This window comes from Absicoccus intestinalis (assembly GCF_033971885.1).
In the GTDB taxonomy this organism is placed as follows: domain Bacteria; phylum Bacillota_I; class Bacilli_A; order Erysipelotrichales; family Erysipelotrichaceae; genus Absicoccus; species Absicoccus intestinalis.
Window position 1 is genome coordinate 135,546 of the sequence record NZ_JALBUS010000001.1, and the last position, 23,989, is coordinate 159,534.

Sequence of the window (23,989 nt, forward strand, 5' to 3'; positions counted from 1 at the left end):
TTTGGCTTATAATGAACGTGCAAGGAGGTAACCCTATGTCCCATATCAATATTGATGGCGAACAAAATGTCGAAGTTTCTCGTAAGATCCCTTGTGAAAAATCCATCGAAGAACAACTCAACATCATGATTGCCTATACCAACGCATACAAAACCCATCTACATAATGACAAAGCCCATCGTGAATTGGCTTGTTTAAAAGTCATCTATCCGCGCTTATTCCGTTCCATCGAACCCGATGATCGCATTGCCGGTCGGTTGGATTTTTTACCGATTGGCTTTGGTTCGGTCACCAGTTTAGGTGGTGTTGGTCATTATTGTGTCTTCCATAAACTGAGAGCATTCAAAGCCCAACTACAAACTGAACAAGATAAAGCTATCGTCGATCAACTCTATGATTTCTGGCAAGACCACGATGTCAAAACCATCTATTGCCAAGACATCTTAAATGACACTACGACCGGCCGGTTTATTGATTGTACCTATCCATTCATGGCTACGGCTCGTTTATCCGGGATGATGTTGAATTATGAAAAACTAGTCAACCTGGGTCTACCTGGTCTATTTGCCGAAATACAGAAACAAGAAGCCAATGATTTTATTGATGCATCGATAGGTGCCCTACATCTATTGGAAGATGTGATCGATGATCAAATCGAAAAAGTGAAACAATCCAAAGTTAAAGATCAAAAGCGTATGATCAACGATTTGATCTACATCAAAGATCATAAACCAAAGACCTTCCATCAAGCCTTACAGCTTTTCTGGTTGTATGCCCTCTGTGCTGGTTGTATCAACTACGGTCGCTTAGACATTGTCTTAGGTCCTTTCCTGCAACAAGATCTAGATAATGGCACCATCACTTGGCAAGAAGCCTATGAAGACATGCATTCGTTATGGACATTGATTGAAAATCGTCGAACTACGGTCAATGGCCGCATCATTGTCGGTGGTAAGGGTCGCAAAAACGTAAAAGCTTGTGATACCTTTACTCGTCTTTGTTTGGAAGTTTGTAGAAACACGCGCTATGTGGAACCGCAATTTACTTTGCGTTTTGATAAGAATACCCCACAAGACATCTTGGATATGGCCTATGACTGCATTGCCGATGGTGCTACCTATCCCACTTTATACAATGATGAAATCAATGTGCCTGCCGTTGCTTTTGCGATGCGTTTAGATGAAACCATTGCCGAACAATATGTTCCATTTGGTTGTGGCGAATATGTGATTCAAGCCAAAAGTGTCGGTACACCCAATACGTTATTGAATTTATTGAAGATCCTTCAAATCAGCATGAATCAAGGCATCGATCCGATGGACCACACATACAAAGCCGGACCCCTGGCTTTAAAACCCATTCATGAACTCAAGACCTTTGATGCCTTTTATGATCAATACAAAAAACTCTTAGACTATTATTTTGATCTAAGCATCGAAGCCCAAGTCCACAGTTACACCATCATGAATCAAGAAGTTTCATTCTTATTTCCTTCGATTTTGATGGATGACTGTATTCAGCGACGTAAAGCCCTCTTAGATGGTGGAGTGGAAATCTTAGGTGGCACCAACGAAACCTACGGTAACATCAATACCAGTGATGCTCTCTATGCCATTAAAACTTTGGTCTATGATCAAAAGAAATATACGATTGATCAATTGAATGAAGCAGCTTTACATAATTTTGAAGGCGAAGAATCTCTTCGTAAAGAGTTGGTCAACTTGCCAAAATATGGTAACGATATAAAAGATGTGGATGAAATGGCCAATGATCTCTATGAATACGTCGCCAAAGGCATTCGTAATCGTGGAATCCAAGCCGGACTGGGTTATTATTTGATTGTTATTTCCAACAATCAGACGAACACCGATTGGGGTCATCAAACCGCCGCTAGCCTGGATGGTCGAAAAGCTGGTGTCTATATGAATCCAGCCAATAATCCGCAAGGTGGCGCCGCCAAATCTGGACCTACAGCCGTATTGAATTCGTTGTCTTTGTTTGATGCCAAATATCATGGTGGCAGTGTCCAAAACATTAAATTTACCCCAAAGATGATGCATAAAGATGCTGACAAGATCAAAGCGTTATGGCGTACGTACTTCAAAAAAGGGGGATGTCAATTGATGGTGACCGTCGTGGATCATGGTACCTTGGAAGATGCGCAAACACATCCTGAAAAGTATCCCGATCTAATTGTTCGGGTTGCTGGTTATAGTGCTATCTTTGTGAACTTAGGCAAAGACGTACAAGACGAATTATTATCGAGGACCTTATATGAAAGTTTCTAATATTGAACGCTTTGCGACCCATGATGGACCGGGCATCCGCACCACCGTCTTCTTAAAAGGTTGCAGTCTCCATTGTCCTTGGTGTGCCAATCCAGAAACTTGGACGGTACAACCGGTCCTAATGCATGATGAAACCAAATGTGTATTGTGTCATCAATGCGAGAAACATTGTTCACAACAGGCCATTTCGATTCAAGACCAATGGACATGGGATAAAGAGAAATGTACCTATTGTCAAATCTGTATCGATACCTGCATTCCGCAAGCTTTATCGATGAATGGCAAAGACATGACTATTGATGAAATTTTAGAGGAAGTCCTAAAAGATCAAGACTATTATGAAGAATCCCATGGTGGCATGACTCTTTCGGGTGGAGAACCCTTGTATCAATGGGAAGAAGTCTATGAATTATTGAAACAAGCCAAAGAGAAACAATTGCACATGGCGATGGAAACCACGGGTCACTATTCATGGGATCTGCTTGAAAAAGCTTCTTCCTATGTTGATTTATTTTTATTTGACATCAAACATCTCGATAAGAATAAGATGAAAGCTTATACCGGTGCCAATCTAGATCGCATTCTCTCTAATTTTGAACGATTGGCTCAAACCCGTGCCAAAGATATCATCGTGCGTGTGCCTGTCATTCCTGGTTTTAATGATGATATATTACAGGACATAATTACCTATGCGAAAGCCCATCAGGTGCAAGCTGTTCATTTGCTTCCCTATCATTCGATGGGAAAGAAAAAATGGCATCAATTAAACAAACCTTATAAATATGAAAATCTTGACATGATGGATGAAGCAACTTTATCCATCTATGCATCGGATTTTGTCCAGATTGGAGGCTAATATGATCACCAAAGAACGACAAACCCGGATCTTAGAAATGGTCCGTAATCAATCTTTTGTATCGGTCAAAGAATTGATGGATCAGCTTCATGCTTCCCGCTCATCCATCGTCCGTGATCTGATTGAATTGGAGCAACAAGGCCTCTTGGTTCGCGAACGTGGCGGTGCCAGTGCCAATCGAGTCTATCAAGAAATTGCCACGGAAAAGAAAGCACATATTCATGTTAAAGAAAAACAGTGCATCTGCGCCCAAGCCGCTAAAACCATCAAAGAAAATCAATGTATCTATATCGATAGTGGTACAACCACTTCCTATATGGTCGAACACATCGCCGATAAAGATATCTTATTGGTGACATCATCGACCTATTTGATTCATCAATTGCCATTGACTTTTCAAGGACAAGTCTTTCTACTTGGTGGTCAATACGATCGTCGCTTAGATACCGCCTTAGGATCGACCACTTTAGAAATGGTCTCCCACTTTCATTTTGATCATTCCTTTCTTAGTGCGAATGGCATTGATCTAAAAACCAAAGAAATTTATACCGCCAATACCGAATTAGCGACTTTTAAAAAAGCCATCTTGAAACAAAGTACCCAATGTGACTTATTGGCGGATGCCTCCAAATTTGAAGTCAAGACCCATTGCACCTGGGCCTATATTGATGATTTCGACACCATCTTTGTGGATAATGGTCCGAAATATAAACCATTTACAATTTGTCAGAAAGGAAACAACTATGAAAACAAATGATCCAAGAAAAAAAGCAATTCTCGAAAGTATGAAAGGCGGTTTGATCGTATCGTGTCAAACCCAGAAAGACGACCCCATCTATACCGATACCATGCACATCAAGATGGCCCAAGCAGCCGCATGGGCTGGAGCCGTTGGCTTACGCGCCAATTCACCCAAACAAATCAAAGACATCAAAGCCCATGTAGATTTACCTGTTATCGGTCTATGGAAAGTTTGGCATGACGATACCGATGTCTTTATTACGCCAACGATGAAAGAAGTCAAAGCCATTTGGGAAGCCGGAGCTGAAATCATCGCCTTAGATTGCACCAAACAAAGAACCCATGAAGGCACCATTGCCTGGGATCTATTAGACCAAGCCAAAAAAGAAATTCCCGAAGCTATCTTCTTTGCGGATGTATCCAATTATGAAGAAGCCTTGCATGCGATCGAACATGGTGCCGACATTGTTGCCCCTACCCTTTATGGCTACACCCAAGAAACAGCCAGTATTGAAGAACCCAATATGCGTGAATTCGCTCGCATGTGCCGTGATTTCAAAGACGAAGCCTATGTCATGATGGAAGGCCATATCTATACCCCAGAAGATGCGATGAAATGTATCTTCTTAGGTGCGCATAGTGTTGTCGTTGGTTCAGCTATCACCCGTCCGCATCTAACGGCCAAACGATTTGTGGATCTATTGAGTGGCTACCAAGACAATTGGCGTGATGCCGAAAAAGCTAAACACTAAAAAATGCCAGATTACTGGCATTTTTTATATAAGTCTGCATATAAATCATTGCGCCAATCGCATTGACCCTTTGCATCTTTTCTAAAAATGGGAATATCCGTATATTGATCGGCCAACGATAAATCAATCGATCCACACATCATACCGGGTGTATCCGAACCCGCTTGCCCAAATGTCTTACCTATATAAGAAATGGCACCTCCTTTTGTATAGGCCGGCCCAACCACGGAACTACCGCCAATAAATCGGCTCCGTTTATCATAGCCACATAAGTTGGCGGATGCGATAAAGACATAATTGATATATGCATAAGCGGGTATCGTCAGTTTGGCAGCTCCAGCTGTACAAGGCACATCTGGACAAGCCGTCACATTCAAACACAATCGGGCTCCCTTGGCTCTATAATATCGAATCAATTCAGGAAAACAATAAGTGTCGTAACAAATCGATACACCAACCGGGCCAAAGGGTGTCTGTATCAAAACCGGTTGATTCCCATTGACAGCCCATTCCTTTTCATCAAATGGAAGATGGATCTTGCGATACGAATAAATCTTGCCAGAAGGCTCAATAATGGCCGCTGAATTATAGACCTTGCCATCCTTGCATTCAGGCATCCCAAATACGACATACATCCCATATTTTTTCGCTACCTTCGTCATCTTTTCCGTGGAATCACCCGGAATCGTTTCTGCCAATTGACAATGCATTTTCTCTTGTCCCTGATGGTCTAGATCATTATCATACCCCGTTAAGGCTGTTTCGGGAAAAACAATCATATCCATACCTCGTTTGCCCGCCGCTATCGTATATTCTTTGATTCTATGAAGATTTGCAGCTTTATTCCCCCAAACACAAGTAAAGTTGACGACGGCCAGATTGATCACATCTTTCATCACTCATTCCTCTTTCTGCAGATCATCGTATTTCATCCCATAGTCTTTGGGATTTCCGGTAAATGTCACGACCGGACTGGGCGTTTGATCCACGACCATGGAAAGAGTCTTATTGGAATAATGCCCTGCCGGATCAATTTGATACTTACAATCCACAATTTTTTCAAGATCAATATCCGCATATACAATACCTTCCGCATCTTTTGGCAATTTTTCCGTCAAGATCTTACCATTGGGAGCAATGATACAAGCATCTCCTCCCCCATACTCTACAAATGCTTCATAGGGATGCAATTGTCCCATCTTTTCATAAATTTCCTGCGTATGGATCTGGGTCGCACTGATCACAAAAGACTGGGTAGATAAGGCATAAAATCGCGCGGAGACTTCATTGGGATCTTGTGAAACCAATGCTTCATCGCCCGGTACAAAACAAGGCCAAGAAGCCACATGAACTTGTTCATTTTTGGCATTCATGGCTTGAATATTCAAAGGAATCCAATGTTCCCAACATTGTAAGCCACCCAATCGGCCAATTTCGGTATCAAAGACAGGCATCATGCTGGCTTCTCCTTCACCCCAAATCAATCGTTCACCACCCGATGGTTTCATCTTGCGATGTTTTCCCATCAAATTGCCACAAGGATCAAACCAAAGCTGGGTAAGATATAAAGATCCCCCTTCTTTTTCAGAAACCGAGATACAAACATAGATATTGTTTTTACGCGCCGCTTTACTGATCTTTTGCACGATCGAACCGGGAATCTCCACCGCATTCCCAAAAAGACGTTGTTGGAGCGCCGAACCCGTTCCCGGATCGGTAAGCCATACCCACCAAGGATACCCCGGAATAAAACCTTCTGGAAAACCAATCAAACGAGCCCCATGACGGGCCGCTTCTTCAATCAACACTACGGCTTTATCCGCCGTTGCCTCGGCATCAAGAAATACAGGTGCAGCTTGTACCGCCGCTGCTTTAAAGTTAGGATACATTGTCATCAACCTCCAAAATAAAAACTCCGTCTCAAAGGCGGAGTTTTCTCTGCGGGTACAACCCTTTATTGCCAGCTCGCGTCTCAAGGCGCTGCTTTCACTTCGTTCAAGCTACCGCTTTTGACTCTCGCTATCCCTCAAAGGGATTATTTTTTCTTATCGTTTCTTTTCATTGCTTCTTTTTCTGCTTGAGAAAACGGATTTCCATATTCTTTCACGCTTAATTTATCCAGTGCGATATCTCGCATTTCTTGTTCGCGAATATATTTTTTTACAGTAGCATCGTTAATGCCTACTGTACTCACATAATATCCTTCTGACCGGAAATGTCGATTACCAAATTTGTATTTCAAATTCGCATGTCTATCGAACATCATCAATGCCGATTTTCCTTTCAGATACCCCATAAAGGCAGAAACACTTAATTTTGGTGGAATCGACACAAGCATATGTACATGGTCTGGCATCAAATGTCCTTCAATGATTTCTACACCCTTATATCTGCATAATGTTCTCAATATTTCTCCAAGATCTTTTCGATATTGATTGTATATGATTTTTCGTCTGTATTTGGGTGTGAATATGATATGATATTTACACAACCATTTTGTGTGTGCCAATGAATTTGCTTTGTTGGCCATTATAATCACCTATCTTTCTTTCTGGTAGCTTGAACATCTCCATTATAGAAAGATAGGTGATTATTTTGTATAACTTTTTTATCTTCCACCCGCATAGCAGGTGGTTTTTTATCTCGTACATTTCATGTACTCGACACGCTAAAGCGAAATGTTTACTTCGTAAACATACAAAAAGAAAAACGCCATTCCACCTTGGAATGACGTCGTTGTCTTTATAGTCCATACTATAATCAATGATGAACCAATATACAAACAAAGAATCGTTGATACATATCAACCTACAAGTTGATTTACTGATGCGTATTGACTACAATCAAAAGAAAGATGGGAGGAATCACTTTGACAACTACCGAATTAAAATACTTTCTTGCCGTATATGCATCTCACAGCATCAAAAAAGCAGCCCAAAGCTTATATATCACTTCCCAAGCCCTCAGCAAAACCATCAAACGAATCGAAATGGAATTGGATGTCACATTATTTACACGCACCCATGAAGGTCTGCTCCCAACCCATGCTGCCGATCAATTAGCGAAACATGCCCACATCATCATCAATGAATTGGACAACATTCAATCGGATTTTTCATTGGCCGATGCCAACAACAGCATTGTCCTAACCATTCCTACTACGTATGGCGTATTGGACTATCTACATTATGATTTCATTCGTCAATTTTATATCGAATATCCCTACATCAAATTAAATTTGATTGAATTACCAGAAACCCAGATCCATGAATTATTAGGATCCAATACGGTAGAACTTGCCTTTTTGCCAGCTCCTATCGATTTTTCCGCCTATGAAGCGCATTATTGTTTCGCATGGAAACACTGTACGATCATCAATCGAAAACATCCATTGGCTTCTAAAAAAACCATTCAATATACGGATCTCGATGGGATCCCGCTTGCACTACGCGGTCGATCCTATTCGGTGTATCCCACCAATATCAGTCGCTTTCTAAAAGAAGGCGTCCATGTGAATGTCTTATTAGAAACAACCTCAGAAACCTTGATCCATGAATTTGCCCAAACCAACGCAGGCATTGGCATCTCGCTTACTTTTTTAGCCCAAAAACAACGAACAGCTAATACGGTGATTCGGGAATTTGAGGATCCCAATTGTCAAAAAGAAGTCTATCTCGTGAAAAACAAAGAGACCACAGTATCCAATGAAGCCAACTGTTTTATCGCGTATCTAAACAACTGGTTAACAACCTGTTAAAAAGACAATGGACGGATCATCGTCTCAAAGCCATCTCCAATGAGTACCGGCATCTGATCTTTAAACAAACGTCCGGAACAAGCCCAATGCGGACAATCAATAAATGGAATATCCTTGTTCATCAAACGTCGATAGATAGGATCCGCAATCACCATATCGGCTGCGTTCAGTTTATTGCGAATCTCTTCTTCTTCTTGCGAGTGCAAATCGCCTGGTTGTAGCTGCCAGCCAATTTCAGTTGGACAAATGATCTGGACTTCATCATTCAAGGCCAAACGCATGCTTTGGGCCATGACGGGTTCCCCAATCAAAACAATATGTGAGGCATTGGGTCCTACTTTGTACAATTCTCGATCTTGCTGATCATGAGCGGATAAAATGATATTTTCTGCTAATAATTGGGCACACTTTCCCACCGGTACACCCACCACATAGGGAATCCCAAATCGTTCTTTTAAAACGTTGGCGGCTGCCAAGGCACAAGAAGACACGACCACATTCACATCGGCTAAGGCACTTTGTTGAATTTGTTCCAAACTCGTGCCCATGGACCAATTCGCAACAATGGAAAAATTATGGTCATGGGCCCAAGAATCGATGGCTTCTTTATTACCGGAATACCCCAGATCCAAAGGGGTCATACCCAAAAGATTGATACGAATTTGCGAACGCTTTGGTCTTACTTGGGGTTGCACAAAGTGTTTTGCCAACATTTCATACGCTTGACTCGCCCCTCGAATATACGAATACATCCCCGAAGTCTTAAAACCAAAGGTAGGAATGCCTGTTTCTTGTTCAACCACATGGGCAATGCCCTTGAAATCGGTTCCCATTACCAACGCGATGGGCGAACCAAATAAACAAATAAAGTTTGGCTGGGTTTCCTTAGCGGCTTCTACAACATTTTCAATCAACTTATCATCATTACCAAGAATCGCATCGTATTCTTCCAACGCACTGATATAGATCAAACTAGGCATTTGGGTCCATCGTGGTTCATCATGGGTCGCATACGTAGAGTTACATCCCGAAGCATCATGCATGATGATCAATCCACCCAATTCATATAAAGCCGAATTGATTCCGGCTAGATCGGCTGCATAATTGCACACATCACGAAATACCTTTCTCATAGTACACACCCTCTAGCTTTCACATCCAAGATGCGTTGGGTTTCTTTTGGATAAATATAGGCATCCAACATTTTTTCACATAGCTTGCGAATAGCTACAAATCCATACATCCCATCATTGACGATCATATTCACAAAATGGTCTGTACCACTATAGTAGGCTGCCTTTTGACCAATGGCTAAAACTGGTGTAGTACTCTTCTGCCATGTTCGACAACGAAAATCGACACAAGCACAAACCATAAGATCGGGATGATGTTCCTGAAGCCAAGCCAAAGCCTTTTCTTCTCCTGGTAAAATGGTATCGGTATAGACCGTTGTTACATGGAATCCATGCTCTAAAAGTAATTTGGCTAAACTCAAAGGACGTGGCGTGGCACTCATATCGATTTGAATTTCGATATCCTTGATCGCATCGTGCAGTTTTTCTAAAGCACGAAGCGCATCTTTTTCATAGCGAGAAAGATCCGGATAAATGCCTAAGATCTCCATCAACTTGGCTTCATCCTGTTTGATTTCTTCGATATCCCATGAATAGGGCATATAGATGGGTTTTTGGTTCAATCGTTTCTCTAAATCTTGCACACATTCAATCGCTACGGGTGCATTATAGATATTATACGAAGAAGCAGCCATTTCTAAATATTCATCAAAGGTTCGCATCTGACACAAATCTTTCGCATCTCCGATGATTTGAAAGATCTCACTATCTCGATCTAGGGTAAAATAATTGCCAATGATATTGATGGAACCATCCTGTTTGGTGGGCTGTAAGCCCGCATACAATTGTTTGGTCGTCATCGATTCATAATGCACCTTGGAATGGCGCATCGTACAGTTCATATAATTTTCTACAAAACAGATATCTGGGAATCGTTGATTTAATTCTTTGAAGACCAAATCCAAATCAATGGCCACAAAATGATGCACACAACTCGTAAACGTCATCACCAAAGGGGGTTGGGGATCCAAATGTTCCACAATATCACTGACTCCGTCGATGAACAATTCTTCGATCTTACCATTGTATAAATCGTCTTCCGTTACAGTGACCATGGAAAATCGATCCATCCCATGGGCTTCAGCGGCACTCAAGACAACCCCACGCAAACAACCTTGCGGACACACAAAGATCTCATGACTTTCGGGAATCAAAAGCGGGGTATGCGCAATCGTCCATGTTCCTCGTGTTTGGGGCGTAAACTCCAATCCCGCATGAAACGGTGTCGAGGATTGAATGTCTTTTACTTGGATCTTCGCTACATGCTCATTCATTTTGATTGCTTTCTAATAAGACCTGGGCCAAATGGCGATAGTGGTCTGCCGCATCACTTTGTGGAAAAGCTTCTAAGACGGTCTTATGCATCTCATCGGCTTCTTGGATCAATGGATCATATTCCAAAGTGGAAATCACTTGGGAATGGATATCTTCACACAATTGTTCGATCCGTTCTTCTTCCTTTTTCACATTTCGTTTGTTGACGATCACTCCGCCCAAGGTGGCATAGCCTCGTTTTTGAAAGGTTTCGACCGCTAGGGCAATATTCATCGCCGCATGAATGGACATGGCTTCACCGGATGTTAAGATATAGACTTGATCGGCATAGCCTTCCCGAATCGGCATCGAAAAACCACCACACACAACATCCCCCAAGACATCAAACAACACAATATCGGGTTGATAGATGTCATAGGCTTTCTTTTCATCCAAAAATTCCATGGCCGCAATGATGCCACGACCGGCACAACCAAGCCCTGGAATGGGACCACCCGCTTCAACCAAATACACCCCCGCATAACCTTGGGTAATCACATCTTCTAGGGTCGCTTCTTTATTTTTTTCCCGAAGGATATCTAAGACGGCTTGTTTCTCTTTGCCTTCACGTAAATTCATCGTGGAATCCGCCTTCGGATCACAACCAATCTGCATCACTTTATATCCCATTTGGGCAAACGCAACCGCCACATTGGAAACCGTCGTTGACTTTCCAATTCCACCTTTTCCATAAAACGCTAATTTTATCATTAGAGCCTCCTAACAGATACGTGGTAATAACTCGCCCGATGGACTTGGCAACAACGTTTCCGAACCAATCGAAGTTTTCATGACTACTTTGCCTACATGATCTTGCGTCACTTCACCAATAATGGCCGCATTTTGCGAATACGGTAAGGTATGCAACGTATCCACGATGGCTTGGGCCTGTTCAGCCGGTACGATCACGACCATACGTCCTTCACAAGCCAAATACAAAGGTTCCAATCCCAACATACCACAAACGCCTTTCACATGATTCTGAACAGGAACCGCTTCTTGATCGATTTTCACGCCGACTTGCGATTCATCGGCAATTTCATACAAGACCGTACCAACACCACCACGCGTTGCATCCCGGATCACATGGATATCCTTGGTTACCTGGGACATCGCTTCGACCGTATGCCATAAAGGGGCACAATCACTGGTCACATCGGTTTGAATTTGAAAATCATTGCGCTCCAACAAGATCGTACAACCATGACGACCGACATCACCGGTCACCAAAATCTTATCCCCCGGTTTGGCTTGATTGCCTTGGGGATGAAAATCCGGTTGAATCTGACCTACTCCCGTTGTCGTGATAAAAATGCCATCCACTTGACCTTTACCAGCCACTTTGGTATCACCAGCCACAAAATGTACACCGACTTCTTTGGCTGTCTTCGCCATCGATTGAACCACTTCATCTAATTTTTTTAAGGGATAGCCCTCTTCAATCTGAAAGGCACAAGTCATGTATAACGGTTTGGCCCCCATACAAGCCAAATCATTGACGGTTCCACAAACACTCAATTTGCCAATATTGCCACCCGGAAAAAAACTTGGTGAAACGATAAAGCCATCGGTTGACATGGCCAATTGTCCCGAAGGACTGGTCAAAACCGCGGCATCATCGGCCGTAAAATCCGGATTGCCTAAATATTTTTTAAAGATATCATGGATCAAGGCCGAGGTTTGTTGACCACCGGCTCCATGCGCTAACGTTACATATTTTTCCATACTCTACTACTCCATATATTTATAAAAAGCCGAACACGATCCTTCATTGGAAACCATACAAGCACCCACTGGATGTTCTGGCGTACACACTTTGCCAAACAATGGACATGCATTCGGCATACAATCCCCACGTAAAATATCCCCACAACGACAAGCTGGATTCGGATGTCCTTGGGTATTTTCTAAACCATATTTCTTACGGGCATCAAAGTCTTGATAAGCCGCTTTGATTTGTAGGCCCGAACCGGGAATATTGCCAATACCACGCCAAATGGAATCACACGGTTCCATGACCGATGCGATGATCTTTCGAGCCGATGGCGAACCTTCATCGCGTACCACCCGTGGGTAACAATTCATGAAAAAAGGTTGCCCTTTTTCTAACTTTTTGATGATCACAGCCAAAGCCGTTAGGATCTCGGGTCCCGTAAAACCCGTCACGACTCCGGAAATTCCCTCTTCACAAAGATCACGATAAATCTGACAACCTGTGATCGTCGATACATGCCCTGGATATAAGAAGGCATCGGCACTATCTTTTAAAGCCAAATAAGCGTTATCCATCGTTTTATTGGCTACCAATGCCGAAAAATTCGTTAAATTATTTTTCTTGGCATCGCGAATGGCCATACAACTCGCTGGTGTCGTGGTTTCAAAACCAACCGCTAATAAGACAACTTCTTCATCCAAATGACTTTGAGCATAAGTAAAGGCATCGGTTGGTGAATAGATCATGACGATCTTCGCCCCTTTGGCCCGGGCTTGTTGTAAAGACATATCAGAGCCAGGTACCCGAATTAGATCACCAAAGGTACAAATCGTACAATGATGATTTAAAGCTAGATCAATAGCTTGATCAATATAACCAACCGGCGTTACACAAACCGGACAGCCTGGTCCACTGATCAAATGAATGTTTTCGGGCAACATTTGCCGAATCCCTAAGCGAAAGATTTCATGGGTATGCGTGCCACAAACTTCCATGATTCGTAGCGGTCGGCCGTCATAGTTTTCCACGATTTGTTTGGCTTTTAAGACTTGTTCGTTCACTCTAAAGCCTCCATGATGGCACTGGCTTCGGTTTCATCATCTTCGGTGATCTTGGCAATGGCAGCTCCCGCATGCACCATCACAAAATCCCCCGGTTCTAAACCGTCCACCAATTCACTCGATACCACACGAGTGGCACCCATCGCATCCACGATGGCTTGTCCATCTTTTACTTTTTTTACTTTAGCAGGTAATCCTACACACATAACTTTATTCCTTTCCATTCATCATGCCATACAAGGCTTGTCCCAAACCGATGCCTCCATCGTTACAAGGAATCATCGAATGCGACAATACTTGAAAGCCATTTTCTTCACATTTATTTCGAACCAGATCCATCAACAATTGATTCTGCATGACACCGCCACTACAAGCCACGGTAGATAGACCGGTTTCTTTTCTTACTTCTACGACACGATCGACAATATAATTGGCCAGTCCTTCATGAAAACTGTAGGCCAAATAGGATCGATCATCCTTATAAAACATTCGTTGGGCAATAGCTTGCACCAAAGCCGTCGTATCACCATAAAAGTTCATACCTTCCCCTTGCCACTTACGTGCTTCAAATTCCAACAACATCGATGCCTGCGCTTCGGTCGTATTGATCCGACACAATCCCAAAATGGCACTCACTGCATCAAACAATCGTCCCGCACTGGTTGAACCAACACTATTGATCTGCTTTTGGATCATTTGAAAAACGAGATCATATTCAAAGGCACTGCATACTCCCAATTGTACACACAGATCTTTATCTTGCAGAAGGGATACGGCAATGCGCCATCCTTCTTTGGAAGATAGATCCCCACCCGCCTGCATAAACGGCGTGATATGGGCTTTTCGCTCAAAATGATGCACATCACAAACCAGGATCTCACCACCCCAGATCGTACCATCCAAACCGTAGCCCGTTCCATCCATAGATACACCAATGACTGGATCTAAATAATCATTTTCCGCCATACAAGAAAGAATATGGGCATAATGATGTTGGATTGGAACAACTGGCAAACCATATTCCTTGGCCAATTGGACCGAATTATACCGCGGATGCAGATCACATACGATCGTTTCCGGTCGTATTTCCAAGAGTTCTTCCATCCGCTCAATGGCTTGTTTTAGGGCATCCACACTGCGAATATCGCTCAAATCGCCCACATAAGGCGAACAATAATAGAGATCTTTGGTAGCCAAACAAAAGGTATTCTTTAATTCGCCACCAATGCCCAATACCTTTTTATTTATACTTTTGGAAATCATCATAGGTAAAGGGGCATACCCACGAGAACGACGAATCATCGAAGGCTTGTCATGGATCCAGGCCATCACACTATCATCGGCTCGTAAGCGAATATCACGATCATTGGATAAGACCACATCACAAAGATCACCTAGATTTTCGATCACATCGGCATCCTCTTTGCAGATGGGAGCACCTTTGGGATTGGCACTGGTCATGATCAAACAATCGGGCATATCGCCTTCAAACAACAACAATTGGACAGGGGCATAGGGCAACATCACTCCCAACATCGGATTATCTGGTGCGACCAAATCCGAGACCAAACCATTCTTTTGTTTTTCCAACAATAAAATAGGTCGTTGGGGACCGGTCATATATTTTTGTTGGGCTTCATTGACCTTACATTCTCGTTTTACTACATCCATATTTTTGGCCATGATCGCAAAAGGTTTAAAGGGACGATGTTTCCAAGATCGTAGATAGGCAATGGTTTTCTCATTGGTCGCATCGCAACACAAATGAAAGCCACCAATGCCTTTGATGGCAGCAATACCTCCATTGCGAATGATGGATTTTGTGTATTGTAAGGCGGCATCACCATGGATATCTTTACCGACAATATACAATTCAGGTCCACATTTGTTGCAACAAACGGGTTGGGCATGATAACGACGATCATCGGGTGTTGTATATTCCCGTTCACAATCGGGACACATAGGAAACTTTTTCATACTGGTGCGCACCCGATCATAGGGCATCGAATCCAAAATGGTCAATCGAGGGCCACACGCCGTACAATTGATAAAAGGATGATGATACCTTCGATTCTGGGGATCAAACAATTCTTTGGCACATGCATCACAAATCGCAATATCCGGAGAAACAAAGATATCTCCCTTTACTTTTTCGGAATGAAGAATCGTAAATTCCGTTTCCGATTTCACTTGTACCGCTTGACTATCCATTTTTAAAATAGCCGATCGTTGGGGCGCTTTGGTTCGGATCCAAGTCGTAAATAAGGCCACTTGTTCCGCCGTTCCTTGTGCATAGATCTCAACATAGGGCCCCTTGTTGCATACCGAACCGGTGATATGTGCATCTTGGGCTATGCGATAAATGAACGGTCGAAAGCCCACACCTTGCACGATGCCATAGACGCGAATCTGTTTACGAATCATAAAGCTCTCTCCACATCGGCCAAATAGGTATCAATATTTTCTTTTTGGTACAATTGGCCCGATACCGCAAAATGCGGCAAGGGGACAAATTCCCCCGTATAATCGGGTAAGGCCCGCATCAATAAAGGATCACATAGGATGCGCTCATACTTTCGTGTGCAAACCAATTTTACCAGATCCATCTCGCCATCCAAATGCACATCGTTTTCTTGCATATAGGCTTGATCCATCATAAAGAAAGACGCGACATCGCCTTGGCCAATCCATTGACGGATCATGTGGGCCCAAACTTGTTGGGAAAGGATCAAAGTCTTTTTGGGTTTAACATCAATATGTCCCAGATCAAAACCAAATGTATAAGGAATTTGGTATTTCCGCACCAAAGATAATCCAGATACCGACATCACGATGGCTTGTTTGGCTTGGGGCAAAGCCGCAAAAGAAGCTAAAGACGTTAAGGTATTTCCTTCTACATACGGAACATCCAAAGGAGTTGCTCCCACATAGACCGTATCGATGCTTCCTTGCTTTTCAACCATTTGATCAATGGCGGCATAGGCCATTTGTTGACCCACATCATAATATTTCATACCCGTGGTTTCCATATATAAACAAGGTAGGCCAAAGCGTTTTTCACACAATTTGCTTAAGGCATGATAATCCGTGGCAATTACGGCAGGAACGGGCGTGCCCACCAAAGCAATAAAGTTGGCTGAAGTGGTTTCTACCGCTTGGCCAATCTTATCTAAGAGTTCATCATCTCTTCCTAAGATTGCATCTAGATCTCGTAAGCCCGCCGAATAAATGGCACTCTTTTTGGAAAACCAGCGTGGTTCATCAAACCCACAAGTATTGCCGGCACATCCACCGGCATCTAAAATGACAATGATACCACCGAGTTCATAGAGCACGCTGACAGCCCCGGAAATATCGGGAGCAAATGGGGATAAATAGCGAAATAATCCTTTCATAGAATGGCCTCCATTTCCGCATATAAACCTTGAATTCCTTTATAGCCATAGGGTTGGATTTCGGCATTCCACAAAATAGCGGGTACTTCTGGATAATAGTCCGATGCGTCTTTGCCAATCACAAAATCAATATCAGTACGAGGTTGATAATGGATCATGGTTGGTGAAATGCCCGTGTAGACTTTGGTTTGCGGAGCTATTTGTGCCAATCGCTGAATCCATGGTTTATCGTAGTCGGTCACATTCGCAAAGATCTCACAAATGATCGCACCTTTTTGCGATAGGGCACATGCCAATTCAAACGGATTCGCATTGCACATTTCGCCAATACAGATCTTTTTATGCGTTAGATCGACCCGATCTACCTTTTCTTTGGTTTCCAAATAATCGCTTTCATCGCCTATTTCTACGCCAATGGCTTGTCCAAACAAATGATACAGACGATGGACTCTTTCCACATCGTATAAGCGTGGCAATTCAATATAGGGCATACCCAATCGTTTCTTGAGATCTTCGGCCGCAAAAATCGATTCGGGATCTAAGACCAAATTAAAATTGGCACGCCCCATTGTGTAATATTCCTCCAATGTCTTCATTTCACTAACTTGGTTGATCGTCGAAAGACCAGCTGCTTGAAGTAAATCGATCAATTCACTATCGACAGGCGAAAAGAAGCCCATCAAATTGACCATGTGTGGATCGATTCGATCTCGTTGCAATAAGGAATAAATCGTTTGCCGAATGGCCATCATCGGTGGTTTGCGCCCTTCTCTTTCCAAGGCATACATATAGCTAGGAACGACGATGACGCCCGTTTTTTCTTGACATTGTTTGGCAATGTGTTCCAAGTCAGTGGCCAATAGTGCATCGACACATGTAATACACAAAACCACAACTTTGGGATCACACACTTCTAAGATTTCTTCGATGGCTTGGGGAATCTTTTTTAAATGGCGACCTGTGACCAGATCGGTTTCACTCATCAATAAATAGAACATGCGTTTGGCATAGCCTTCCTGTGCAGAAAGGATGGTCGAGTTTCGGCCACAACTTGCCGGACTGATCAACAACATCACACTTTCTGGGATCACCAGCCCAGCTCGTTTGACGCCAAATCCCAAAGCGCCGGGTGAATTATACGATAAAGTTGCCGGTGAAGAATAAATCAAATGACAAGCCGGGATATATTCACTTGGAATCTTTTTGGCTTGGGATAATTGGGCAATGGTTTGAAAATAGGGTTGAGTATTCATGATGCATCCTCCATGAGTTTTTTAGCGAGATCAAAAAAGATCTGGGCAATTTCCGAATGGGGATCACCTTCCACCACGGTCTTTCCTTGATCTTCCCATTCATTGATCGCATCACTTCGGGGTACATCACAAACAATCGATAGGTGATTTTGATCCGCAAAGGCTTGGACTTTTTCTTCTTCGGAAGGCACATTGCGACGATTTAAGATCAAGCCTCGCACTTGTGCATAGGAACGATCTTTAAAATTATTCACGGCCGTATTGATATTATTGGCCGCATACAAAGCCATTTTTTCACCACTGGTCACGATCAAGATCTCATCGGCATAGCCTTCACGAATCGGCGCGGCAAAGCCACCACAGACTACATCACCCAACACATCAAATAAGATGACATCGGGTTTCACTTTTTCAATGAGTTCCAGATCATCCAAAAGATTGAAGGTGGCAATGATGCCTCGTCCGGCACAGCCAATGCCTGGTGTGGGTCCACCGGTTTCAATGCAGTGGATCCCGCCAAACCCAATTTTCATGATATCTTCCAAGGTGGGGTCTTCATCGTGTTCTCGTAGATAGTTCATGACCGGTTCCAACGGATGGCCACCCAATAAGTTAATGGTGGAATCCGCTTTGGGATCACAACCAATTTGGATCACGCGATAGCCAAGACTCGCCATGGCGGCAGCCAAATGACTAGTCATGGTCGATTTCCCAATGCCCCCTTTTCCATAAATTGCGATTTTTTTCATTTCTACACCTTCGTCAACATGGATTTGACTTGTACCCTTTCCAATCGGCCTAATTTGCCTGTTAAGGCATTGATACGATCGGTGGTTCCATCGACCATCAAAGAAATCACCGATATATTTCTTTCTTTATAGGGAATGCCCATACGCCCTACCATCAAATCATTGTATTCGTGGATCAAAGCATTGACTTGTTCGACTTGTTCGAGATCTTCGATCACGATCGCAATGACGCCTAATCGTTTATTTTCCATATTTTCCTCCAAAAAAAACAGACTCCTTCCAAGAGTCTGTGATAAAACAGCTTTCTGCTTGGAAATCCTTACAGTTAGATGTCAAATAGTGCAATGGAACGATCTAAGATACCATGCATTTGCGCAATGGCCGTTCCATAATTTGTCATATACGTATGTTGTGCTTTCGCTTGTTTCAACCGATTCTGCATGGTCTTTTCATTCAACATGCAACCGCCACAATGAATGATCAGATCATAATCGGACACATCCTCGGGAAAGTCTTTTCCCGAAGAAAGATCATAAGGAACCGTATAACCGGTATATTCATGGATCCAATGCGGTAATTTCACATTGCCAATGTCACCACATTGACGATGATGGGTACATCCTTCACTAATCAATATTCTTGATGAATCCGTCAAGTTTTTGATGTGTTGTGCCCCTTCGACCACTTGTTTTAAAATGCCTTTATAACGGGCCATCAAGATCGAAAAGGAAGTCAGCGGGATCGATTCAGGAACCACTTTGGATACGCGTCCAAATCGTTGCGAATCGGTGACCACCATTTTCGGATGCAGATGGGTCAAGGCTATAGCCAATTCATCATCTTGACAAACATAAGCCAAGCCATGATGATCCAAGATATCACGAATGACCAATTGTTGGGGCAAGATCAAACGTCCTTTTGGCGCTGAGCCATCAATGGGAATGACCAAGATCACACTATCACCGGGATCGATCAGATCGCCAACGATCACTTTGGAGGATTCCACATCTTTGGCTAAATGGCCAATGGTTTCTTTCAGTTGTTCAATGCCGGTTTTTTCTTTGGCACTGACCCATAGACCATCGATAGGATAGGTATCCACATCGCCTTTATTGTATACCACCAAATACGGAATAGACATGCTTTGAAAAAGATCGATCAACTGGCCATCCAATGGTTGTAAACCTTTTTGGCCATCTACGACCAATATTGCCACATCGGCTTCTTTTAAGATTTCTTTGGTGCGTGCCTTGCGCTTTTCGCCTAAAGATCCGACATCATCAAAGCCAGGGGTATCGATGATCTCAACCGGTCCTAATGGTAGAATTTCCATCGCTTTACGAACTGGATCTGTCGTGGTTCCTTCGACTTCCGAAACAACCGACATCGACTGATTTGTGATCGCATTGACCAAAGAACTTTTTCCGGCATTGCGCATACCAAAAAATGCGATATGTACGCGATTGGCCGATAAACTTCCATTTAATCCCATACTTTTATATCTCCTCTATCGGTCACGACCGTATAGCCAATACGGTCCATCCGATTTTCTAAACAATGACGGCATTGTGCACTTTCATCCCCAATACAAATCTTATTGTCGTAGAGCTGATATTTGCGTCGTACACTTACTGGACTTAAATTGGGCATCACCACATTGGCACCGGCCAATACCCCTTTTTCCCGTCCGACAGGATCCATCGTTCCTAAAGCGGTGGTTGCCGGGATCAACATAGGCGGATAAATCAGTCGCAAGAGACTGATCAAATACAAGGTCAATTCCACACTGCCCGATGGTTGATCATGAAATGGGGTATCTTGAGCCGTAATATAGGGACCGATTCCACACATTTCCGGATGAAAGGTCTCTACAAATTTTAGATCTTGGGCTAAATGATGAGCCGTTTGATACGGTGATTGCACCATCATGCCAACGCCGACGGCATAGCCGATATCGCGTAAATCTTGAATGCATTGCATCCGATGCGTAAACGACATCGATGCTGGATGCAGCTGATGATAATGTTGCTGATTGGCGGTTTCATGGCGCAATAAATAACGTTGGGCCCCCGCATCGTATAATCGTTGATAACTTTCTTTGCTTCGTTCCCCTACCGATAGAGTAATGGCACAATCGGGATAGGAAGCATGGATATGCGATACGATGTCGCATAAGCGATCATCATCAAAATAGGCATCTTCGCCACCTTGTAGGACAAAGGTACGAAAGCCAAGATCGTAGCCTTCTGCACAACACGAAAGAATATCATCCATATCTAGACGATATCGACTACAATGTGCATCTTTACGAATTCCACAATAGAAACAATCGTTCTTACAAATATTGGTAAATTCGATCAAGCCACGTACATAGATGGCTTTTCCATAAATGGATTGGGATAGATTCCGCGCTTTTCGTGCGGCCAGTTCCATCGCTTCTTCATCACGATGGGTGATCAAATATTCATAGGCATCCAAAGATAATTGATGGGTAGATGCCAATTTTTCAATATATTCATTCACTTTTGTATCCATAATTTATCATGTGAATAATTTCACGATACTATCCTAACATAACTAGGCCCATATAGCCAATCGAATGCAAAAAAATTGCCTGTTTCCAGGCAACCTATATTTGGCCAATCATTTGTAAGAAGATCAAGGCCAGTCCCAAATGGCTGATCCAACTCCCTCCCATCCAGATCGTAGGGTGCTTGAGCTGGAGGTCTTCACAGGCAAAGAACACAAAAAGCAGAGGCAAGAGGATCTCGATCCACCACAAGCCATAGCTATTGGTGTTTCCCGACTCAATAAACAAGATTTCTAAAATGACACAGAGCCCAAACAAAGGCAAATTGCGCAACAAGGTATAGCCGCGATACTTTTTCTTCTTCCATTGTTTCCAAGGTACAAAACACAGCACGATACGAACCAAAAGGCAAATCGTAAAGAGCAAGGAAAGCAGGGATGGTATGGTCAACATCGTATAGAGTTGGATCCATGCTTGATACAACATGTATAAGCCTAAAGTAATGGCAAAGGATTGGATCAAACGGTTATCTTTATATATCACATCGACAACATCACACATATACAAGCCAATCAAGACCCAGGCAAAGCGATGAAAAATATCAAAGGGTTGTTCCAATAAATGAACGATCAAGGAAAACATCACCACAAGATAAAGAATACAAAGGATCGTCTTTATCTTTGTTTTCATTGGGCATCCCCGATAAAAGCTTGCAAGGCTTTTTTCAATTTCACATAATCATACATGCCTAAGGAGTACAATTGTTCATTTTCTTTGGGATCCATCGATGTGGTGCTCATTGGTAAATGTTCACTAGGTGCAAAAATAAAGGCTTTTTTTTGTTTTTCCAAATCAAACATCAAATCTTGTTCTTTTTTATACATGATATGTCGACGATCCAGATCCTTGATCGTAGCTGGATATTTGGCACACAAAGCATGATACAACTTCTTATGGGCTTCGGGTTCTTTGACATAATCCCGTGGCTTGGATGTGATTACGACCAATTTATCACAGCCTTGATCCAAGGCTCTTTGACAAGGAATCGCATCCGATACCCCGCCATCATAATAATGGCCATTGCCAATTTGAACAGGATGACACGCTGCCGGAATGGCACTGGAAGCCATGATGGCTCGATAATCATTTTGTTTCATCACCGTTTTATCAAAATAAACCGGTTGTCCGGTTTTCGCATCCGTGGCCACCAATTCAAATTGCGTGGGATTCTGGATGATGGCTGCATAATTGATGGGATCTTTTCCATCGGAATTTGTCAAGGTTCCATATATATATTGAAGACCAAATAAATCACCGGTTTTTAAGAAACTTTTTTTACCAAAAAATTCGGGATCTTTGATCCATTTTGTATAAAATCGAATATTTCGTCCGCGTTGGCCGGCTAAGTAACTGGCAAGATTGGCACTGCCTGCTGAGGCGCCAATACAATAGTCAAACGAAATATCATCATCTAAAAATTTATCTAAGATGGCAGCACCATAGGCACATTTCATGCCGCCGCCTTCACATACTAAACCAATTCTTGTCATATGATCATCCTTTACTTATGTGTATTTATTCTAAATCATTTCCATCAAAAAAGAAATGGACATGAGCCATTTCTTATAGATTGGAAAAATCAATAAATTCACCGCCAATGGATTTAAATTGATCGGCATTAAAGATATATTCATGATGGTGCTTGGTGCCTTGATAGACCAACTCGCCATCTTGATAGGCCAACAGCTGGGTCAATGGGACGGGTTGCCAATCTTCATCCGATAAAGGCTTGGTCGAAAAATAGCGTCCTTCTGGTGTTTCTAATTGATGAAGCGTATGGGCTTCGTTGGTATGGACATAGAAATTGTCGCCATCATAGATGATCAAATTTAATTTATTCCCTCTGGATACGTCACAAACTAAGGTATCCAAGAGTTCAAAGCGTTCTTTTTGATTCAATTCTTTGCCTAATTCAATTTCTTTGCGGTTGATCGCATCCACAATATACAAAAGGACCCGTTCACTGTCGGTTTCTCCTTCTTGGACTTTCTTATATTGATTCAAAGGTTCATAGTTAAAGATCGTGCCATTATGGATCATCGTCCAGGTGCGACCATATCGATCGACCCAGCGATAGGGGTTGCAGTTATTGCGTTTCATTTCGCCTACGGTCGCATAGCGAATATGAGCAAGACACGTCCGAGCATAAATCGGCTCGGATAAGCGTTCAGCCAAATAGAAAGAGCGCGAGGCTTGTTTGGACTCTTTTTCTACGCGTGAAACCTTCCCATCCAAGATGGCCAATCCCCAGCCATGAGGATGACGTACACTATGTGAATAGAACACATCCAAATAGTCATTCATTTCTTGATAGGTATTTCCCGAAAAGCCAAACAATTCACACATGATCCTTCCCCTTTCAGAATTTTATTATAGCTAAAAACTC

At 42.8% G+C, this 23,989-nt stretch carries 24 protein-coding genes; 5 read left to right on the top strand and 19 right to left on the bottom strand.

The window, feature by feature from the left end:
• The first annotated feature begins 35 nt into the window (after positions 1 to 35).
• The 4 genes from MOZ64_RS00685 to MOZ64_RS00700 are packed head-to-tail and all read left to right on the top strand — an operon-like array spanning position 36 to position 4,637.
• Positions 36 to 2,288: a pyruvate formate lyase family protein gene (locus MOZ64_RS00685; protein ID WP_320324700.1), complete on the top strand. Its 2,253-nt coding sequence runs from the start codon at positions 36 to 38 to the stop codon at positions 2,286 to 2,288.
• Positions 2,275 to 3,144 (top strand): glycyl-radical enzyme activating protein, encoded by an 870-nt coding sequence (locus MOZ64_RS00690; protein WP_320324701.1) that lies wholly within the window; start codon positions 2,275 to 2,277, stop codon positions 3,142 to 3,144. Before MOZ64_RS00685 ends, MOZ64_RS00690 begins: the two co-directional genes overlap by 14 nt.
• A 1-nt stretch (position 3,145) precedes the next feature.
• Complete coding sequence (locus tag MOZ64_RS00695) at positions 3,146 to 3,901, top strand: DeoR/GlpR family DNA-binding transcription regulator (protein WP_320324702.1); 756 nt, start codon at positions 3,146 to 3,148, stop codon at positions 3,899 to 3,901.
• A complete protein-coding gene (locus MOZ64_RS00700) occupies positions 3,888 to 4,637 on the top strand; it encodes an N-acetylmannosamine-6-phosphate 2-epimerase (protein WP_320324703.1) in 750 nt (249 codons plus the stop codon). The genes MOZ64_RS00695 and MOZ64_RS00700 overlap by 14 nt, the downstream gene beginning before the upstream one ends.
• Before the next feature lie 11 nt (positions 4,638 to 4,648).
• On the opposite strand, the gene MOZ64_RS00705 is transcribed toward MOZ64_RS00700, so the two are convergent.
• The 3 genes from MOZ64_RS00705 to tnpA form a co-directional block, all read right to left on the bottom strand.
• Positions 4,649 to 5,533 (bottom strand): carbon-nitrogen hydrolase family protein, encoded by an 885-nt coding sequence (locus MOZ64_RS00705; protein ID WP_320324704.1) that lies wholly within the window; start codon positions 5,531 to 5,533, stop codon positions 4,649 to 4,651.
• Positions 5,534 to 5,536: 3 nt separating this feature from the next.
• On the bottom strand, positions 5,537 to 6,532 hold the full coding sequence (locus tag MOZ64_RS00710) for a carbon-nitrogen hydrolase family protein (RefSeq protein ID WP_320324705.1): 996 nt from the start codon (positions 6,530 to 6,532) through the stop codon (positions 5,537 to 5,539).
• 140 nt (positions 6,533 to 6,672) lie between these two features.
• On the bottom strand, positions 6,673 to 7,167 hold the full coding sequence (gene tnpA / locus MOZ64_RS00715) for an IS200/IS605 family transposase (protein WP_320324706.1): 495 nt from the start codon (positions 7,165 to 7,167) through the stop codon (positions 6,673 to 6,675).
• Positions 7,168 to 7,506: 339 nt separating this feature from the next.
• Between tnpA and MOZ64_RS00720 the strand changes: the two genes are divergently transcribed.
• On the top strand, positions 7,507 to 8,394 hold the full coding sequence (locus MOZ64_RS00720) for a LysR family transcriptional regulator (RefSeq protein ID WP_320324707.1): 888 nt from the start codon (positions 7,507 to 7,509) through the stop codon (positions 8,392 to 8,394).
• Here the strand turns inward: MOZ64_RS00720 and MOZ64_RS00725 are convergent.
• From MOZ64_RS00725 to MOZ64_RS00800, 16 genes are all read right to left on the bottom strand, one after another.
• Positions 8,391 to 9,527, bottom strand: a complete 1,137-nt coding sequence (locus tag MOZ64_RS00725; protein WP_320324708.1) for a nitrogenase component 1 — start codon at positions 9,525 to 9,527, stop codon at positions 8,391 to 8,393. The two genes, MOZ64_RS00720 and MOZ64_RS00725, sit on opposite strands and share 4 nt — an antisense overlap.
• On the bottom strand, positions 9,524 to 10,801 hold the full coding sequence (locus MOZ64_RS00730; RefSeq protein WP_128519283.1) for a nitrogenase component 1: 1,278 nt from the start codon (positions 10,799 to 10,801) through the stop codon (positions 9,524 to 9,526). The genes MOZ64_RS00725 and MOZ64_RS00730 overlap by 4 nt, the downstream gene beginning before the upstream one ends.
• Entirely contained in the window at positions 10,794 to 11,552 is a 759-nt protein-coding gene (locus tag MOZ64_RS00735; protein ID WP_320324709.1) for a nucleotide-binding protein, read from the bottom strand. Before MOZ64_RS00735 ends, MOZ64_RS00730 begins: the two co-directional genes overlap by 8 nt.
• Before the next feature lie 9 nt (positions 11,553 to 11,561).
• Positions 11,562 to 12,566 carry a hydrogenase expression/formation protein HypE gene (gene hypE / locus MOZ64_RS00740; RefSeq protein WP_320324710.1) on the bottom strand — a complete coding sequence of 335 codons (1,005 nt, stop codon included), beginning with the start codon at positions 12,564 to 12,566 and terminating at the stop codon, positions 11,562 to 11,564.
• 6 nt (positions 12,567 to 12,572) lie between these two features.
• Positions 12,573 to 13,616: a hydrogenase formation protein HypD gene (hypD, locus tag MOZ64_RS00745; protein WP_320324711.1), complete on the bottom strand. Its 1,044-nt coding sequence runs from the start codon at positions 13,614 to 13,616 to the stop codon at positions 12,573 to 12,575.
• Positions 13,613 to 13,822, bottom strand: a complete 210-nt coding sequence (locus MOZ64_RS00750; RefSeq protein WP_128519279.1) for a HypC/HybG/HupF family hydrogenase formation chaperone — start codon at positions 13,820 to 13,822, stop codon at positions 13,613 to 13,615. Before MOZ64_RS00750 ends, hypD begins: the two co-directional genes overlap by 4 nt.
• Before the next feature lie 4 nt (positions 13,823 to 13,826).
• Positions 13,827 to 16,040 (bottom strand): carbamoyltransferase HypF, encoded by a 2,214-nt coding sequence (gene hypF / locus MOZ64_RS00755; RefSeq protein ID WP_320324712.1) that lies wholly within the window; start codon positions 16,038 to 16,040, stop codon positions 13,827 to 13,829.
• Positions 16,037 to 17,011: a nitrogenase component 1 family protein gene (locus MOZ64_RS00760; RefSeq protein ID WP_320324713.1), complete on the bottom strand. Its 975-nt coding sequence runs from the start codon at positions 17,009 to 17,011 to the stop codon at positions 16,037 to 16,039. Before MOZ64_RS00760 ends, hypF begins: the two co-directional genes overlap by 4 nt.
• Entirely contained in the window at positions 17,008 to 18,264 is a 1,257-nt protein-coding gene (locus MOZ64_RS00765) for a nitrogenase component 1 (RefSeq protein ID WP_320324714.1), read from the bottom strand. Before MOZ64_RS00765 ends, MOZ64_RS00760 begins: the two co-directional genes overlap by 4 nt.
• Positions 18,261 to 19,013 (bottom strand): nucleotide-binding protein, encoded by a 753-nt coding sequence (locus tag MOZ64_RS00770; RefSeq protein ID WP_320324715.1) that lies wholly within the window; start codon positions 19,011 to 19,013, stop codon positions 18,261 to 18,263. The genes MOZ64_RS00765 and MOZ64_RS00770 overlap by 4 nt, the downstream gene beginning before the upstream one ends.
• Positions 19,014 to 19,015: 2 nt before the next feature.
• On the bottom strand, positions 19,016 to 19,264 hold the full coding sequence (locus MOZ64_RS00775) for a TM1266 family iron-only hydrogenase system putative regulator (protein WP_320324716.1): 249 nt from the start codon (positions 19,262 to 19,264) through the stop codon (positions 19,016 to 19,018).
• Between the two features lie 74 nt (positions 19,265 to 19,338).
• On the bottom strand, positions 19,339 to 20,505 hold the full coding sequence (gene hydF, locus MOZ64_RS00780) for a [FeFe] hydrogenase H-cluster maturation GTPase HydF (protein WP_320324717.1): 1,167 nt from the start codon (positions 20,503 to 20,505) through the stop codon (positions 19,339 to 19,341).
• Positions 20,496 to 21,548 (bottom strand): [FeFe] hydrogenase H-cluster radical SAM maturase HydE, encoded by a 1,053-nt coding sequence (gene hydE / locus MOZ64_RS00785; RefSeq protein ID WP_320324718.1) that lies wholly within the window; start codon positions 21,546 to 21,548, stop codon positions 20,496 to 20,498. Before hydE ends, hydF begins: the two co-directional genes overlap by 10 nt.
• A gap of 94 nt (positions 21,549 to 21,642) precedes the next feature.
• Positions 21,643 to 22,233, bottom strand: coding sequence for a hypothetical protein (locus MOZ64_RS00790; protein ID WP_320324719.1), 591 nt, complete (start codon positions 22,231 to 22,233; stop codon positions 21,643 to 21,645).
• Positions 22,230 to 23,093, bottom strand: a complete 864-nt coding sequence (locus tag MOZ64_RS00795) for a patatin-like phospholipase family protein (protein WP_320324720.1) — start codon at positions 23,091 to 23,093, stop codon at positions 22,230 to 22,232. The genes MOZ64_RS00790 and MOZ64_RS00795 overlap by 4 nt, the downstream gene beginning before the upstream one ends.
• 73 nt (positions 23,094 to 23,166) lie before the next feature.
• Positions 23,167 to 23,949, bottom strand: a complete 783-nt coding sequence (locus MOZ64_RS00800) for a class II glutamine amidotransferase (protein ID WP_320324721.1) — start codon at positions 23,947 to 23,949, stop codon at positions 23,167 to 23,169.
• Positions 23,950 to 23,989 lie beyond the last annotated feature (40 nt).

Excerpts from the sequence above, each read along its gene's own strand:
- MOZ64_RS00685 (WP_320324700.1), top strand. The coding sequence starts at position 36 with ATGTCCCATATCAATATTGATGGCGAACAAAATGTCGAAGTTTCTCGT.
- MOZ64_RS00690 (WP_320324701.1), top strand. The coding sequence starts at position 2,275 with ATGAAAGTTTCTAATATTGAACGCTTTGCGACCCATGATGGACCGGGC.
- MOZ64_RS00695 (WP_320324702.1), top strand. The coding sequence starts at position 3,146 with ATGATCACCAAAGAACGACAAACCCGGATCTTAGAAATGGTCCGTAAT.
- MOZ64_RS00700 (WP_320324703.1), top strand. The coding sequence starts at position 3,888 with ATGAAAACAAATGATCCAAGAAAAAAAGCAATTCTCGAAAGTATGAAA.
- MOZ64_RS00705 (WP_320324704.1), bottom strand. The coding sequence starts at position 5,533 with ATGAAAGATGTGATCAATCTGGCCGTCGTCAACTTTACTTGTGTTTGG.
- MOZ64_RS00710 (WP_320324705.1), bottom strand. The coding sequence starts at position 6,532 with ATGACAATGTATCCTAACTTTAAAGCAGCGGCGGTACAAGCTGCACCT.
- tnpA (WP_320324706.1), bottom strand. The coding sequence starts at position 7,167 with ATGGCCAACAAAGCAAATTCATTGGCACACACAAAATGGTTGTGTAAA.
- MOZ64_RS00725 (WP_320324708.1), bottom strand. The coding sequence starts at position 9,527 with ATGAGAAAGGTATTTCGTGATGTGTGCAATTATGCAGCCGATCTAGCC.
- MOZ64_RS00730 (WP_128519283.1), bottom strand. The coding sequence starts at position 10,801 with ATGAATGAGCATGTAGCGAAGATCCAAGTAAAAGACATTCAATCCTCG.
- MOZ64_RS00735 (WP_320324709.1), bottom strand. The coding sequence starts at position 11,552 with ATGATAAAATTAGCGTTTTATGGAAAAGGTGGAATTGGAAAGTCAACG.
- hypE (WP_320324710.1), bottom strand. The coding sequence starts at position 12,566 with ATGGAAAAATATGTAACGTTAGCGCATGGAGCCGGTGGTCAACAAACC.
- MOZ64_RS00750 (WP_128519279.1), bottom strand. The coding sequence starts at position 13,822 with ATGTGTGTAGGATTACCTGCTAAAGTAAAAAAAGTAAAAGATGGACAA.
- hypF (WP_320324712.1), bottom strand. The coding sequence starts at position 16,040 with ATGATTCGTAAACAGATTCGCGTCTATGGCATCGTGCAAGGTGTGGGC.
- MOZ64_RS00760 (WP_320324713.1), bottom strand. The coding sequence starts at position 17,011 with ATGAAAGGATTATTTCGCTATTTATCCCCATTTGCTCCCGATATTTCC.
- MOZ64_RS00765 (WP_320324714.1), bottom strand. The coding sequence starts at position 18,264 with ATGAATACTCAACCCTATTTTCAAACCATTGCCCAATTATCCCAAGCC.
- MOZ64_RS00770 (WP_320324715.1), bottom strand. The coding sequence starts at position 19,013 with ATGAAAAAAATCGCAATTTATGGAAAAGGGGGCATTGGGAAATCGACC.
- MOZ64_RS00775 (WP_320324716.1), bottom strand. The coding sequence starts at position 19,264 with ATGGAAAATAAACGATTAGGCGTCATTGCGATCGTGATCGAAGATCTC.
- hydF (WP_320324717.1), bottom strand. The coding sequence starts at position 20,505 with ATGGGATTAAATGGAAGTTTATCGGCCAATCGCGTACATATCGCATTT.
- hydE (WP_320324718.1), bottom strand. The coding sequence starts at position 21,548 with ATGGATACAAAAGTGAATGAATATATTGAAAAATTGGCATCTACCCAT.
- MOZ64_RS00790 (WP_320324719.1), bottom strand. The coding sequence starts at position 22,233 with ATGAAAACAAAGATAAAGACGATCCTTTGTATTCTTTATCTTGTGGTG.
- MOZ64_RS00795 (WP_320324720.1), bottom strand. The coding sequence starts at position 23,093 with ATGACAAGAATTGGTTTAGTATGTGAAGGCGGCGGCATGAAATGTGCC.
- MOZ64_RS00800 (WP_320324721.1), bottom strand. The coding sequence starts at position 23,949 with ATGTGTGAATTGTTTGGCTTTTCGGGAAATACCTATCAAGAAATGAAT.